This is a genomic window from Pedobacter gandavensis, from assembly GCF_032678745.1.
Classification (GTDB): domain Bacteria; phylum Bacteroidota; class Bacteroidia; order Sphingobacteriales; family Sphingobacteriaceae; genus Pedobacter; species Pedobacter gandavensis_C.
In genome coordinates this window covers 1-14885 of sequence record NZ_JAVTST010000011.1, presented here as the reverse complement: position 1 = coordinate 14885, position 14885 = coordinate 1, and the positions used below count along the sequence as shown (strand labels likewise).

12 protein-coding genes are annotated in these 14885 nt (G+C 39.5%); 5 read left to right on the top strand and 7 right to left on the bottom strand.

All coding sequences use genetic code 11. The features are described from left to right. Positions 1 to 20: 20 nt before the first annotated feature. Both R2S10_RS23245 and dnaK read left to right on the top strand, forming a co-directional pair. A complete protein-coding gene (locus R2S10_RS23245; protein WP_316842816.1) occupies positions 21 to 1232 on the top strand; it encodes an SAM-dependent methyltransferase in 1212 nt (403 codons plus the stop codon). A gap of 179 nt (positions 1233 to 1411) precedes the next feature. Further along, entirely contained in the window at positions 1412 to 3325 is a 1914-nt protein-coding gene (gene dnaK / locus R2S10_RS23240; protein ID WP_316842815.1) for a molecular chaperone DnaK, read from the top strand. A 175-nt stretch (positions 3326 to 3500) separates the two neighbouring features. Here the strand turns inward: dnaK and R2S10_RS23235 are convergent, their stop codons facing one another. From R2S10_RS23235 to R2S10_RS23205, 7 genes are all read right to left on the bottom strand, one after another. Beyond that, positions 3501 to 4400 (bottom strand): NDP-sugar synthase, encoded by a 900-nt coding sequence (locus tag R2S10_RS23235; RefSeq protein ID WP_316842814.1) that lies wholly within the window; start codon positions 4398 to 4400, stop codon positions 3501 to 3503. A 101-nt stretch (positions 4401 to 4501) separates the two neighbouring features. Beyond that, positions 4502 to 6052 (bottom strand): helicase HerA-like domain-containing protein, encoded by a 1551-nt coding sequence (locus R2S10_RS23230; RefSeq protein ID WP_316842813.1) that lies wholly within the window; start codon positions 6050 to 6052, stop codon positions 4502 to 4504. Between the two features lie 132 nt (positions 6053 to 6184). Beyond that, positions 6185 to 7297, bottom strand: coding sequence for a M42 family metallopeptidase (locus tag R2S10_RS23225; RefSeq protein WP_316842812.1), 1113 nt, complete (start codon positions 7295 to 7297; stop codon positions 6185 to 6187). 81 nt (positions 7298 to 7378) lie between these two features. After that, on the bottom strand, positions 7379 to 7798 hold the full coding sequence (locus R2S10_RS23220) for a GNAT family N-acetyltransferase (RefSeq protein WP_316842811.1): 420 nt from the start codon (positions 7796 to 7798) through the stop codon (positions 7379 to 7381). A 6-nt stretch (positions 7799 to 7804) separates the two neighbouring features. Beyond that, positions 7805 to 8968, bottom strand: a complete 1164-nt coding sequence (locus R2S10_RS23215; RefSeq protein ID WP_316842810.1) for an MFS transporter — start codon at positions 8966 to 8968, stop codon at positions 7805 to 7807. Between the two features lie 3 nt (positions 8969 to 8971). Next, positions 8972 to 10513 (bottom strand): acyl-CoA carboxylase subunit beta, encoded by a 1542-nt coding sequence (locus R2S10_RS23210; protein WP_316842809.1) that lies wholly within the window; start codon positions 10511 to 10513, stop codon positions 8972 to 8974. Between the two features lie 156 nt (positions 10514 to 10669). Continuing rightward, on the bottom strand, positions 10670 to 11908 hold the full coding sequence (locus tag R2S10_RS23205; RefSeq protein ID WP_316842808.1) for a porin: 1239 nt from the start codon (positions 11906 to 11908) through the stop codon (positions 10670 to 10672). Between the two features lie 198 nt (positions 11909 to 12106). Here R2S10_RS23205 and R2S10_RS23200 point away from each other — a divergent pair, with 198 nt between their 5' ends. The 3 genes from R2S10_RS23200 (at position 12107) to can (ending at position 14820) form a co-directional block, all read left to right on the top strand. Continuing rightward, positions 12107 to 12448, top strand: coding sequence for a hypothetical protein (locus tag R2S10_RS23200; protein ID WP_316842807.1), 342 nt, complete (start codon positions 12107 to 12109; stop codon positions 12446 to 12448). Between the two features lie 80 nt (positions 12449 to 12528). Then, positions 12529 to 14133, top strand: a complete 1605-nt coding sequence (locus R2S10_RS23195) for a SulP family inorganic anion transporter (protein ID WP_316842806.1) — start codon at positions 12529 to 12531, stop codon at positions 14131 to 14133. Between the two features lie 6 nt (positions 14134 to 14139). Further along, positions 14140 to 14820 carry a carbonate dehydratase gene (gene can, locus R2S10_RS23190; protein ID WP_316842805.1) on the top strand — a complete coding sequence of 227 codons (681 nt, stop codon included), beginning with the start codon at positions 14140 to 14142 and terminating at the stop codon, positions 14818 to 14820. The last annotated feature ends 65 nt before the right edge of the window (positions 14821 to 14885 follow it).

The window sequence follows — 14885 nt, the reverse complement described above, 5'->3', positions numbered from 1 at the left end:
TTGCAGCGTAATCCAATTTCATGTCAAATCAACTCCAGTTACAGCGTTTTCAAGAACAACTCGCTGAAAGTATTTCTTTGAATACTTTTCTAAAAGTTTCCCTGGGTAATTATCAGGGAAATGATAAAGAATTAAAAAATGTTTATGTCCGCAGGGTGAAGATCAAAAGAGCAGATATGCTGTCTTTTACCTATCGAAACAAAACCAGAGATATCGTGAAGAATTTCCCTATTCCTGAGGGAATCACCATGGTCTCTCATTTTATCAGTAATGATTTTAAAGCCTGTACTTTATTTACCACTGAAAAGGAAGTGATACTGGAGCATGGTAAAAATCATGTGATTGCAGTTCGTGAAAGAATACTGACCGGGGACGGTAAAGCTGTGCCTACATTAGCGCATAACAAAGAGAAAAAGCGACTGATTCAGCCTGCTGGGAAGCCTTATTTGCAAGAGTTGAAAATCACCGATGCTGAAGGTAATGTGTTCAAAAATGCCCAGGATAAGTACAAACAGATCAACCAATATGTAGAGATTCTGAGTTCTTTAATTAAAGAATTGCCGGAAAATAGCATTAGAAAAGTAGTGGATATGGGCTCCGGAAAAGGATATCTGACTTTTGCTTTATATGATTACCTGCATCAGGTACTGAAACTGAATACGAAAGTAACAGGGGTGGAGTATAGAGATGACCTGGTAAGTTTATGTAACGGGATCGCAAAAAGCTCAGGTTTTAATGGGCTTGATTTTGTACCTGGAACGATTCAGGATTATCAGGTAGATGCAATTGATCTACTGATCGCTTTGCATGCTTGTGATACTGCAACTGATGATGCTATTTTTAAAGGGATTAAGGCCAATGCCAGTTTAATTGTTGTAGCTCCTTGCTGTCATAAACAAGTCAGACGTGAAATGGATAAAGCTAAGGTTAAAAACGAAGTTTCGGTGCTAACCAAATATGGCATCTTTATGGAACGCCAGGCAGAAATGGTTACTGATGCGATCCGTGCATTGATTCTGGAATACTTTGGCTATAAGACTAAAGTATTTGAATTTATTTCTGATGCGCATACCCCAAAAAATGTATTGGTGGTTGGTGTAAAGTCAGCAAAGCTTTCAGGTAAAGCCTTGGAACAGAAACAAACAGAGATTAAGCAGAAGTTGGCTGAGACGAAAGCTTATTTTGGAATTGGCTACCATCATTTAGAGCGTTTATTGAAGTTGGACCAGTAAAAGCCGCAGTAATTCTGTCATCCTGTCACATTTTTGTAACAAGATTCGGACAGAAAATTACTTTATGATTGGAAAATAGCAAAATTTTCTGCCAAAACTCAATTGGCACATTGCTTGTTAAACAAGAAATAATAAGAAATAAATAATAAGATTCATAAACATAAACAGAGATAAATAGCATGTCAAAAATTATTGGTATAGACTTAGGAACAACAAACTCTTGCGTATCCGTAATGGAAGGTAACGAACCTGTAGTTATAGCCAACAGTGAGGGTAAGCGTACTACGCCATCCATTGTTGCTTTTGCAGAAAATGGTGAGCGCAAGGTAGGTGAGCCGGCAAAACGCCAGGCAATTACTAACCCAACAAAAACAATTTATTCGATCAAACGCTTTATGGGCAGCAGCTTCGCTGAGGTTTCTAAAGAAATTGGTCGTGTACCTTATAAAGTAGTTAAGGGCGACAACAATACACCACGTGTAGAAATTGACGACCGTAAATACACACCACAAGAACTTTCTGCAATGATTTTGCAGAAAATGAAAAAAACAGCTGAAGACTTTTTAGGTCATGAGGTAACTGAAGCAGTTATTACTGTTCCTGCTTACTTCAATGATGCACAACGTCAAGCTACTAAAGAAGCTGGTGAAATCGCTGGTTTAACAGTGAAACGTATCATCAACGAGCCAACTGCAGCTGCATTAGCTTACGGTTTGGATAAAGCACAGAGAGACATGAAAATTGTTGTGTTTGACTGTGGTGGTGGTACTCATGACGTTTCAGTATTGGAATTAGGTGATGGCGTATTCGAAGTAAAATCAACTGACGGTGATACTCACTTAGGTGGTGATGACTTTGACCACGTAATTATCGATTGGTTAGCAGCTGAATTCAAAAACGAGTATGGTATGGACTTGAACCAAGATCCAATGGCTTTACAACGTTTGAAAGAAGCAGCTGAGAAAGCTAAAATTGAGCTTTCAAGCACTACTTCTACTGAGATCAACTTGCCTTACATCACTGCTGATGCAACTGGTCCTAAACACTTGGTTAGAAATTTAAGCCGTGCTAAATTTGAGCAATTGGCAGCTGATTTAATCAAACGTACTATTGACCCATGTAAATCAGCATTGAAAAATGCAGGTTTGAAAACTAGCGATATCGATGAGATTATCTTAGTTGGTGGTTCAACTCGTATGCCTGCTATCCAGGAAGCTGTTAAAGCTTTCTTCGGTAAAGAGCCTTCGAAAGGTGTTAACCCTGATGAGGTAGTAGCTATCGGTGCTGCAATCCAAGGTGGTGTATTAACAGGTGAAGTTAAAGATGTATTGTTATTAGATGTTACTCCTCTTTCATTAGGTATTGAGACTATGGGTGGTGTAATGACTAAATTAATTGAAGCCAATACAACTATTCCTTCTAAAAAAGCAGAAACTTTCTCTACAGCAGCTGATAACCAGCCTTCAGTAGAGATCCATATCTTACAAGGAGAGCGTCCAATGGCTGCTCAAAATCGTACGATTGGTCGTTTCATCTTAGATGGTATTCCACCAGCTCCAAGAGGAGTTCCTCAGGTAGAAGTAGCATTTGATATTGATGCAAACGGTATCTTACACGTAAGTGCTAAAGATAAAGCTACTGGTAAAGAGCAAAAAATCCGTATTGAAGCTTCTTCTGGCTTAACTGAAGAAGAAATCAAAAGGATGAGAGAAGAAGCAGAACAAAATGCAGACGCTGATAGAATCGCTAAAGAAGAAGCGGAAAAAATCAACGGTGCTGATGCTTTAATCTTCTCAACTGAGAAACAATTGAAAGAATTCGGTGAGAAAATCTCAGCTGATAAAAAAGCGCCAATCGAAGCAGGTTTGCAAAAACTGAAAGATGCGCATGCAGCTAGAAGTTTCGCTGATATCGATGCAGCTCAAGAAGAATTACAGAATGCATGGAATGCAGCTTCTGAAGAAATGTACAAAGCAGGACAAGATGGTGCACAACCAGAAGGCGCTGCTGGTGCTTCTCAAGATGCGCAGCCTGCAGGTGGTGACGACGTTACCGATGTAGACTTCGAAGAAGTGAAAGACGATAAAAAATAAGCGTTAAGCTCATTTAAAAATAAAAAGGTGTTCTGTTAATTCAGAACACCTTTTTTTATGCCACTTGAAGGCGACTTGAATGTACGATGGTCAGAAATTTAGTAGCTCATGCCTATAAACAAGAAAGGGATCCACAATTGTGAATCCCTTTCTTGTTTTAATTATATCTGGTACCTTAGTTCCATAGATCTGATGGATAGGCGCCGTCTTTGATCAATTGATCAATGCTAGCCTGTACAATTGGTTTATCTTCTTTATAAGTTACACCGAACCATTGGCTGTCAGTAGGAATTACTTTAAAATCAGCAATCCTTGATTTCACCAGATATTCAGCTACCAATGGAATGAAAAACTCTGATTTAGGATTCTCTTTATTTTGAACAGCGAAATCTCTGAATAACTCTTCAGTAATTTTGAATACAGCAGGAGTAAAGCCCCAGAAATTCATCGATACGCGTGTATCTGGTGTTAATGGATACTGAGTGTCGCCTTCTTCGAAAACAATCGCGTCACCGTTCTTTAATACCTTTGTACGTTCTACAACTTCTTCAAGGATGCCATTTTCGTTCACCTGACAAACACCTCTGGAAACAGATCCATATTCTGACAATGTTTTGCCGATTTCGTATCCGATCATTGAATAGTTGCTGTCGCTAACTTCTGTAGTTAAAAACTTAACCATTTTCTGGTAAGCATCTAAGCCATAGAAATCATCCGCGTTGATCACACAGAAAGGCTCATTTATAGCAGTTCTACCCGCAAGGATCGCATGTGCAGTTCCCCATGGTTTTGATCTTTCAATTTCGATATCTACACCGAATTGCTTAATGTTGAAGTCCTGGAAAACGTAATCTGTCTCGATTTTACCGTTTAACTTCGCTTCGAAAATTTCTTTGAAATCCTCTAGAAACTCTTCTTTAATAATAAATACAACTTTACCGAATCCGGCTTTTATAGCATCATATATAGAGTAATCAATAATAGTTTCGTTGTTCGGGCCGAACCCGTCAATTTGTTTCATGCTGCCGTAGCGACTTGCCATCCCAGCTGCTAAGATTAATAAGGTTGGTTTCATGGGACTAAAATAATTAATATGTTTAAATTCAAGGTAAAATAATAGGTGTTTTTTGCAATTTAAACAGCAATATCCCGAATTATAGGTAGAATACCATGGATTTAGAACCCAAATATTCCTTTTCCTCCAGTATTTCGGGTTTTCCTGCCGGTTAACATTCCGAACAGGCCCCGTACAATTTCCTTGCCAATCTGCCTGGTGATGGTCGCGCCCATTACTTGCTCTATAATACTTTTTCCTTGTGGCCTGGGCTCCGCCTTTGTAGATTCAGTCGGTGCTGCTCCATCAGCCAATTGCTCATTGAGCCTTTTGGTTAAAATTTCATAAGCACTTTCCGGATCAATAGTGGTTCCGTACTTTTTGTTCATAGGACAGGATTGGATTAATTTTTCGTAATCCACTGCATTTAAAGGCCCCATTAAGGCTTTAGGCGGGGTCAACATCGTGGCCGTTACCTCAGTAGGTATCCCTTTTTCATTTAATACCGTGATGAGTGCTTGCCCGGTGCCCAGAGCGGTCAATACCTTATCTATTTTATAGAAAGTAGAAGTGGGGTATGTATTAACTGTTTTCTTTAAAGCGTCGGCATCATTTGGTGTAAATACCCGTAGCGCGTGTTGAATACGGTTACCCAATTGAGAGAGTACGCTCTCCGGAATATCTGTTGGCGACTGCGTGCAAAAGAAGACGCCTACGCCTTTGGATCTGATGAGCCTGATGATGGTTTCAATCTGTTCTAGAAATGCTTTTGAGGAGTCTTTAAATAGTAAATGCGCCTCATCAATAAAGAAGACTAGTTTCGGTTGATCCAGATCGCCTACTTCCGGCAGGTTATAAAAAAGCTCAGCCAGTAAGCTGAGTAAATAAGTAGAATATAGTTTGGGTTGATTCTGTACATCTGAAATATTCAAAAGAGATATGGTTCCCTTTCCATCTGTTCTGAGCATGAGGTCTTCTATCTCAAAAGAGGGTTCGCCAAACATTTCGCTTAATCCTTGTTGCTCAATGGTAACAATTTTTCTAAGAATAGTTCCTGAAGTAGAAGAGGAGATGCTGCCATAATCGGCTTTTATTTCGTCCTTTCCAGGACCGTCAGATAAGTAGGAGATGAGTTTTTTTAGGTCATTGAGGTCGATGAGCGGGAGCTTATTGTCGTCAGCATATTTGAAAATAACTGATAATACACCTGTCTGTGTGTCATTGAGGTCTAAGATCTTTGCAAGTAGGGTGGGTCCAAATTCGAGGATGGTTGCCCTCATTTGTGCCCCTAATTTCCCCGAGAGTGAATATGGAGTTATAGGATATCCGGTAGGAACGAAGGGTTTATTTAACATTTTTGCCCTTTCCTCTATTTTTGAGTTGCTTTCCCCAGCCTGGTATAGCCCGGAAAGATCCCCTTTTACATCTAACATAAAAACAGGAACACCGGCATCAGAAAGTTGCTCTGCAAGGAGTTGTAAGGTTCTGGTTTTTCCGGTACCAGTAGCACCTGCTACCAGTCCATGACGGTTCATCATGTGTAAATAGAGGTTTACTTCGGCATCTGCCAGTACTTCGCCTTCTAAAATTCCAGCACCTAGGTAAATATAGGCCCCTTTGGGTGGATATGCCGCTTTGACTTTTTCTATAAAACTTTGGGTTTGATCGCTCATAAAAGGAAAATTTATAGGTTTTGAGCTGGAGATGCTCATCTTACTTTCCTAAAAATAGGAAATTAAAAGCAAAATAAAAGGGTGTCTGGTTTTAGCAGACACCCTTTAGAATTCGCACAGATGATGCGGAATTTATTTAGAATATTTAAAATCGTGGTCTTTCTCGATGCTTAATAAAGAATGGTAAATCAAACTGATCACATTGTCTACATCTTCTTTATGAATCATTTCTACTGTAGTGTGCATATAGCGCAATGGCAGAGAGATCAAAGCGGAAGGAACACCACCGTTTGAATATGCAAAGGCATCTGTATCTGTACCGGTAGACCTTGATGAAGCTTGACGTTGGAATGGAATATCATTCTTCTCAGCAGTTTTAATCAGTAATTTATTTAAATTGGTTTGTACCGCTGGCGCGTAAGAAACCACAGGTCCCTTACCACAAGCTAAATCACCCTGCGTAATTTTATTGATCATCGGAGTACTAGTGTCGTGTGTAACGTCTGTAACAATAGCTACATGAGGTTTAATTCGATGAGCGATCATTTCCGCACCACGTAAACCGATCTCTTCCTGGACAGAGTTTACAATGTATAGAGCAAAAGGCAGTTTTTGTTTGTTTTCTTTCAACAAGCGGGCAACTTCTGCAATCATGAAACCACCAGCTCTGTTGTCTAATGCTCTTCCCACATAGTAACGGTCGTTTAATACCATGAATTCGTCTTCATAAGTGATGACACAACCTACGTGGATACCTAATGCTTCTACTTCGTCTTTAGAAGTACATCCGCAGTCCAGGAAAATGTTTTTTAAAGCCGGGGCTTCTTCTTTTTCCCCGCTTCTGGTGTGAATTGCTGGCCATCCAAACACCGCTTTCACCATTCCCTTATCGGTATGGATATTTACTCTCTTTGAAGGCGCGATTTGATGATCAGATCCACCATTACGGATGACATAGATTAATCCTTCCGGAGTAATATAATTTACAAACCAGGAAATTTCATCAGCATGGGCTTCAATAACTACTCTATATTCTGCTTTAGGATTGATTATACCTACTGCAGTACCATAATTATCAATGAAACTTTCATCGATATAAGGCTTCAGATAATCCAACCATAACTTCTGACCAGGATATTCAAAGCCAGTTGGAGATGGATTATTGATATATTCTTCAAAAAATTGGAGTGACTTTTTAGTAACTACAGAAACGTGTTTCTGTTTATCGTCTTTCTTTTTTGCCATTTGATGTTTCTTTAAGACTTAATAATAAGCTGTATTTTGCTTTACCCGAACAAATATATAAACTAGGCTGGAAGCAACAAGTTAATTGTTGAGTTGTAACTGCATGATGACAAATTCTAAGTCGGTTTGAGTAAATCTTTGATCAGTTTCTGAAAAGCCAAACTTTGCATAAAAAGGGATGGCTGTACTACGAGCATTACACCAAAACATGGTGGCTCCTAAAGCGTTTACATAATTGATCAGGTGCTGGAGTAGTAAACTGCCATAGCCCTTACCCTGAAATTCTGGGATGGTGGCAAACTTCCTAAATTGATAAATCGTTCCTTCATTAAATAAGGAAACCACGGAAACTAGCTGATCGCCGGCAAACAAACCAAAGTGTAAGCCATCGGGATCATTTTTGAGCTTTACAATGTCATAAGGTTGATCGGGATACATAGTGGTATGCCTGATTCGCCAGGTAAGGTCTGGTCTGATTTGTTCAATATGAACTTTTTCCATTAGGATTTAGCGGTTGACTTTGTTGCTGTGAAATTTATAAATGCAAATGTTGAGCAGTATTATCGCCGTGGTTCCAAGGCAAAATAAAGGCCATTGTCCTTTATCCCATAGCCATAATCCAAGCGCAGATCCCACAGCAGCACCTACAAAACTTACAGACATAAAAACAGTATTCAGGCGGTTTCGAGCTTCCGGGACTAATGCATAAATTCGCGTTTGGTTGGTTACATGGATTGCCTGTTGGCCAATATCGATTAAAATAATTCCGGTAATAAATAAGTAAAGCTGGCTGCCAGTAAAATAAAAAGCAGCAATGCTGATGACTTGTAAAATCAAACCGATCAATATGTTTTTACGTGGATTTGTACCGCTACTCAACTTACCAACCAATGGGGCAGCTAATGCGCCAGCCGCGCCGGCAATCCCGAACAAGCCAATTTGTAGGGTTTGAAAATTGAAGGGTGGATTGGCCAGAAATAGGACCATAGTGGTCCAGAATGCGCTGAGTACACCGAAAGCCAGGAAGTTGATTATGGCCGCCTCCCTCAATACAGGTTGTGTTTTTACATAATGCCACATCGAAGCCATTAATTCACCGTAAGTCCCTTTAAAAGAAGGGCGGCTTAAAGGGAACCGTTTTGCCATTAGAAGCATTAATAGAGCGCAAATACCTGCTGCGATAAAATACATGGTTCTCCACCCCCATAAAAATCCAATGCTGCCACTAATGGACCTGGAAGCTAGAATTCCGATGAGTAAGCCACTCGTAATGATGCCTATAGTTTCTCCGCGTTTTTCGTCGGAACTCAGATTAGCAGCCATTGGTAAGATCAATTGGGGAACTACAGAGCTTGCACCAATTAATACACTTGCAATTTGTAGCAACAAAAAACTATGAGACATGGCCGCAAGTAATAACGAGGCGACGGCCAGTCCGGTAATCATTAAGATCTGTTTACGGCGTTCAAACATGTCGCCAAGTGGAACCACTAAAAATAAACCCAGTGCATAACCTGCTTGGGTAAGGTAAGTGACCATACCGGCATGACTTTCTGTGACCTTAAATTCTTGGGCGACTAATATCACCAATGGCTGACAATAATAGATGTTTGCTACAATAAGACCAGTACAAAAGGCCATGAGCATTACATCTGTACGACTCAGTTTCATGTCTTATAAAGGGATATTTCCGTGTTTTCTACGTGGTGCATTCACCACCTTATTTTCCAGCATTTTAAAGGCTTTGATTAATTTTATTCTGGTTTGTGCAGGCTCAATGACCTCATCTACGAAACCACGTTCTGCAGCGCGGTAAGGATTGGCAAAAGTATCTGAGTATAGCTTTTCTTTTTCTAACCACTTTTCTTCCGGGTTTTCAGCAGTAGAGATTTCTTTCTTGAAAATGATCTCTGCAGCTCCTTTAGCACCCATTACTGCAATTTCGGCAGTAGGCCAGGCATAATTCATATCTGCACCAATATGTTTGGAGTTCATCACATCATAAGCCCCGCCATATGCTTTTCTAGTGATAACCGTAATCCTTGGAACAGTAGCCTCACTAAAGGCATACAATAATTTCGCGCCATTATTAATGATGCCATTCCATTCCTGATCAGTACCTGGAAGGAAACCGGGAACGTCTTCAAATACCAGTAATGGGATGTTGAAGCAATCGCAAAAGCGAACAAAACGAGCTGCTTTCGTGGAAGCATGGTTGTCCAGTACACCAGCAAGATAGGCAGGTTGATTGGCAACAATGCCAATACTTCTTCCCGCAAGACGTGCAAAGCCGACCACTATATTTTCCGCATATTCTCTATGTACTTCTAAAAAGCTACTGGAATCTACCACCTCATCAATTATAGTCCTGACATCATAAGGCTGATTGGCATTGACAGGCATTAAGGTATTTAAAGAAATACGTTCTTCATTCGCAGCTTCGTAGGGAAGTAGAACAGGTGTTTCTTCACAATTCTGAGGCATGTAGCTCAGTAATTTTTTAACATGATTGATGGCATCGAGCTCATTTGCACAAGCAAAATGTGTGACACCAGATTTGGTGGCATGGGTAGATGCACCGCCTAGTTCTTCGGAGGTCACGACTTCGTGTGTTACTGTTTTTACCACATTAGGGCCGGTTACAAACATGTAAGAGGTGTTTTCTACCATCAAAATGAAGTCAGTGATGGCCGGGGAGTATACTGCTCCACCAGCGCATGGACCCATAATTGCCGACAATTGTGGGATCACGCCTGAAGCCTGTACATTCCTGTAAAAGATGTCCGCATAGCCCCCAAGTGAAACAACACCTTCTTGAATACGCGCGCCACCACTATCATTTAAGCCGATCACTGGAGCCCCATTTTTCATAGCCATATCCATGATCTTACAGATCTTTTCGGCATGAGTTTCTGAAAGTGAACCGCCAAATACAGTAAAATCTTGTGAAAATACATAGACTAGTCGGCCATTGATGTTTCCATATCCTGTAACTACGCCATCACCAAGATATATCTCCTTTTCCATACCAAAATCGGTACTTCTATGAGTGACCATCATACCGATTTCTTCAAAAGAGTTTTCATCCATTAAAAAATGAATCCTTTCCCTTGCAGTCAGTTTTCCTTTTTTATGCTGGCTTTCGATTCTAGCTACACCACCACCGGTATGAGCCTGTCTAACTTTATCCTGAAGTAACTCTATTTTGGTTTTCATTAGAATATTTTGGTTTTTCTATGGTTGATTGTCCTTTTGGTTAGCCCGGAAAGCACAATCTCAGTTAAATGTAGATTTTAAGGCCATCATTTAACTGAGATTGATTTCCGCTATAATGATTTCGTAAAATAGCAATATTTATTAAATAGATCCTAATTACCAGCGATACTGAAGTCTCGCAGTAAATACGTCATCCTTAATGTCTTTAGTGTATTGAGGTAATTGTGTATCATCATTAACCACATGTTCATTATATAGGGTTAGTTTTAAACGTCCATTCATCATATAAGTAAGGCCATACCCTAAGGTGCTGAACTTAATATCTCCGGATGTGGTATTACTGTTCGGCGCACCAATTTCTTTTTCAGACACATGAACATTAGGATCATAAACATCATATGCCAGTAACGCGTTAAACTTAGATTTTCCTATTCGTTGAGTTAACCAGAAATAATATCCGTTAAAATCACGAAGATAAAGGTCCGTTGTTGGTTGAGCAGAGAAGCTCATACTGGCAGCTGGACCTGCAATTTTATCAGAACCGGCAATCCCAGGCTGTTTTCCAGCTACGTATTCTGCTTTAAACAAGGTGGTGCCGAAAGAATTGTCATATTGTAATTGCAGGTTTGCACCATAATAATCGCGGTTGGCATAATCATTCACATGACTTGGGTTGGTGTCTTTTACATAACCATTGCCATTCCTGATAAAAAGTGTTTCTGTGTCACTACGTACGTAACCCTTATAATAAGAAGCGCCAAAACCAAGGTGTAATTTCTTATTGGAAAGGCTGTCAAATTTGAAGCCTAGGTTGGCAACAATGTCTTTTTTTGAATCATAATCTCTAGCAGTTAGTCCGCTTCCATTGATTACAGCAATATCAGCAGTCAGAAAACTTAAAGGCTTATAATCAGGCTTAAAAGTAATCATAGCACCGAGGTCACGCTCTCTGGGCATCAACGTTTGAAACACCCTTGCACGCTCTGGAAAATCCCTGTATCCAGAAGAATATACAATAGAATGGCCAAAAGGACGGTTAAACAATCCAGCAGTAAAAAGGAATTGTTTTGTGTTTTCCTGATGAAACTGAATAAATGCATCCATTAATTGTACGCCATTTTGTGTGGCATCAATTTGAAAGACAATACTTGAATATTTATCAGCACGGTCTATCTTTAAGCGGCCTCTTCGGATCATAAAGCGAGAGTCAGAATTTTTCGTGAAATCTCCTCCTGAAAAAGAACTGATTCCTGCAGATTCCGCCCATTGGAATTGTGTTTGAAGATACCCGGTGATGTTAATTTCATGCGGGGCATAAGAAGAGGGGGCGTTATTGCTTTGTGCCAGAACCGTGAAAGGAACGAGCATGACGATGAATAGTAATAATTTTCTCATGAATAAAATAAGAGGATTTTGAATCGCCTAAATTACGGTTAATGCTTCATTTTTCGATGGAATCCCTTGTTTTTTAAATTTAATTCATTGTTTTTGAGTCAGATATGAAGTAAATTACATTTTTTTTACATGACAATTTGCTAGTTCGGCTTTTTTGGAGCTATTTTTGACCAGTTAAGAATGAACTAAATAATCAGAATGTCATTACGGAAATACCGTCTTTTAATCATTTTCACCTTTCTAGGCATCTTTTGTGTAAAGATGATGATTTCTGGCGCACCCGTATTTTTTAGCGATATCCAAAAGGAAAGCATTCAACTGGTGATCATGCAGATCGAAGTTGAGCATAGTGCCGACAGTGATAGTGGTAAATCTAAAGTGAACTTATTGGATTATAAAATGATCGATTGCCATTACGAGATGGACTTTAATGCTGTTCTTAGCCATTTTGGTATCAGCAATAGTTATATCGATCACTTCAAGAGGCATGTTGATCCTTTCCATCCCTCTGTACCTACTCCTCCTCCAAACCAGTGCTAATTTATTCGCATAACTAAATCCGTTATAGGGATAGCTGTGCAATTTTTTAAATTAGTTTACAAGAATTAAAACATTGTTTTATGCAAAATAGTAACTCAATCTTTTCAAGATTGGAAGTGAAGAAGTATATCTTAAAAAAGAACTTAAAGCGTGATTTGCCCTCCAGTATTGTGGTGTTTTTGGTGGCATTACCTTTATGTTTGGGTGTGGCCCTGGCCTCAGGAGCGCCGTTATTTGCCGGTTTAGTAACCGGTATTGTAGGAGGTATTGTAGTTGCAAGTCTTAGTGGTTCTCAATTGAGTGTGAGTGGTCCTGCCGCAGGACTTACCGCAATCGTGCTTGGTGCGATTGGTCAACTTGGCGGTTATCAAACATTTTTACTGGCAGTAGTACTTGCAGGTGCCATGCAGATGATCTTGGGCTTATTGAAAGGTGGAATGATCGGTAATTATTTCCCCTCCAGTGTAATTGAAGGAATGCTAGCAGCGATTGGGGTGACCTTAATCCTGAAACAACTTCCTCATGCATTAGGGGTAGATTCAGATTTTTTTGGGGATGAAAGCTTTTTTCAGGCGGACAACCAAAATACATTTTCTGCTATAGGAAATGCCTTTAGTCATTTTACTCTGGCTGCAATTATCATCAGTGGATTATCTATTGCGGTACTATTGTACTGGCCGAAATTGAAAAAAGTAAATGTAATTCCGGCACCATTGGTTGTTGTGGCTTTGGGTATTATCCTAAGTATCGCATTTCAGGGAACAGGATACGCATTGAATGCAACGCAAATGGTAGAAATTCCGGTAGTTAATGGATGGTCAGAATTGACTGGCTTATTTACTATGCCTAATTTCGAGGCCATTACCGATAGTAAAGTATGGGTAGTTGCTGCAACAATTGCTGTAGTGGCGAGTTTGGAGACTTTACTAAGTATTGAAGCGGTAGATAAAATCGACCCGATTAAAAGAGTCTCTCCAACAAATAGAGAGTTAATGGCACAGGGCGTTGGTAATATGGCCAGTGGTATGCTGGGTGGATTACCCCTGACTTCCGTAATTGTAAGGAGTTCTGCAAATGTAAATGCAGGAGGAAGAACTAAAATGTCTGCGATTTTTCATGGAGTTTGGTTACTTTTGTCTTTCTTATTTATCCCGGGTGTGATCAATATGATTCCGTTGGCCTGTTTGGCAGCTATCCTATTGGTAACCGGTTATAAATTGACACGTATTGCTTTATTCCAACATATGTACCATAAAGGCTGGGACCAGTTTGTACCGTTTGTGATCACGATTATTGCGGTATTATTGACCGACCTGTTAAAAGGTGTGGCTGTAGGGATGTTATTCTCCATCTTCTACCTGTTGCGTACCAATATGCGTAATCCATTCTTTTACAAAATTCAGGAAGAAGGAAACAAGAAAAATCTTCGTATTAAATTAGCTGAAGAGGTTTCATTTTTAAACAAAGCAGCCATTCAGGTGATGCTGACTAATATCCCTAAAGAAACAAATGTCATTATTGATGGAACAAACTCTAGGTATATCGATCCCGACGTATTGGAGACCATTTTCAACTTTAAGCACAATGCTTATACGAAAGGAACAATAGTGATATTAGAGAACATTAAGAAACAATATACTGTGCCAAAATTGGACAGTAAAATTATAGAAGAAATTAATAATTAGATTATTATGTGCGCAAAATTAGAAAAACAAGATAGAGACCAAATTACATACGAAGGATTATTACAAGGAAACAAAGACTGGGTGGCCTCCACTTTAGCGGAGGATCCTAAGTATTTTGAGCGCTTATCTGCTGGACAAAAGCCACCGATCTTATGGATTGGTTGTTCAGACAGTCGTGTTCCTGCAAACCAGATCACGAATACCAACCCTGGAGATATCTTTGTTCACCGCAACATTGCCAATGTAGTAGTTCATACTGATATGAACATGCTGAGTGTACTTGATTATGCGGTAAATGTATTAGAAGTGGAACATGTAATTGTATGCGGTCACTATGGCTGTGGTGGTGTAGAAGCTGCCATGGGTAATAAACAATATGGAATTATTGACAACTGGTTGAGAAATATTAAAGATACTTACAGATTACATTATCATGAATTGGATAGGATCTCGGATAAAAAGAAGAGAAGTGAAAGATTGGTGGAGCTGAATGTAATTGAAGGTGTATTTAACCTGACCAAAACCTCTATCGTTCAAAATAGATGGGCTAATGGTAAGAAATTAAGCTTACATGGCTGGGCTTATAGCCTGGAAAATGGTTTTATTTCAGACCTGGGGGTTACTTGTGAAAACAATAGTACTTTGAATTCTGTCTTTAGAATGGATGGAATTGATAAAGCAAAATAATAAAACATGATATAAAAGATTGTAATGAGCAATCATCTTTAAACCAAAAAGCGGAGGTCCAAAAT

Excerpts from the sequence above, each read along its gene's own strand:
- R2S10_RS23210 (WP_316842809.1), bottom strand. The coding sequence starts at position 10,513 with ATGAAAACCAAAATAGAGTTACTTCAGGATAAAGTTAGACAGGCTCAT.
- dnaK (WP_316842815.1), top strand. The coding sequence starts at position 1,412 with ATGTCAAAAATTATTGGTATAGACTTAGGAACAACAAACTCTTGCGTA.
- R2S10_RS23195 (WP_316842806.1), top strand. The coding sequence starts at position 12,529 with ATGCAAAATAGTAACTCAATCTTTTCAAGATTGGAAGTGAAGAAGTAT.
- R2S10_RS23200 (WP_316842807.1), top strand. The coding sequence starts at position 12,107 with ATGTCATTACGGAAATACCGTCTTTTAATCATTTTCACCTTTCTAGGC.
- R2S10_RS23230 (WP_316842813.1), bottom strand. The coding sequence starts at position 6,052 with ATGAGCGATCAAACCCAAAGTTTTATAGAAAAAGTCAAAGCGGCATAT.
- R2S10_RS23205 (WP_316842808.1), bottom strand. The coding sequence starts at position 11,908 with ATGAGAAAATTATTACTATTCATCGTCATGCTCGTTCCTTTCACGGTT.
- can (WP_316842805.1), top strand. The coding sequence starts at position 14,140 with ATGTGCGCAAAATTAGAAAAACAAGATAGAGACCAAATTACATACGAA.
- R2S10_RS23245 (WP_316842816.1), top strand. The coding sequence starts at position 21 with ATGTCAAATCAACTCCAGTTACAGCGTTTTCAAGAACAACTCGCTGAA.
- R2S10_RS23225 (WP_316842812.1), bottom strand. The coding sequence starts at position 7,297 with ATGGCAAAAAAGAAAGACGATAAACAGAAACACGTTTCTGTAGTTACT.
- R2S10_RS23215 (WP_316842810.1), bottom strand. The coding sequence starts at position 8,968 with ATGAAACTGAGTCGTACAGATGTAATGCTCATGGCCTTTTGTACTGGT.
- R2S10_RS23220 (WP_316842811.1), bottom strand. The coding sequence starts at position 7,798 with ATGGAAAAAGTTCATATTGAACAAATCAGACCAGACCTTACCTGGCGA.
- R2S10_RS23235 (WP_316842814.1), bottom strand. The coding sequence starts at position 4,400 with ATGAAACCAACCTTATTAATCTTAGCAGCTGGGATGGCAAGTCGCTAC.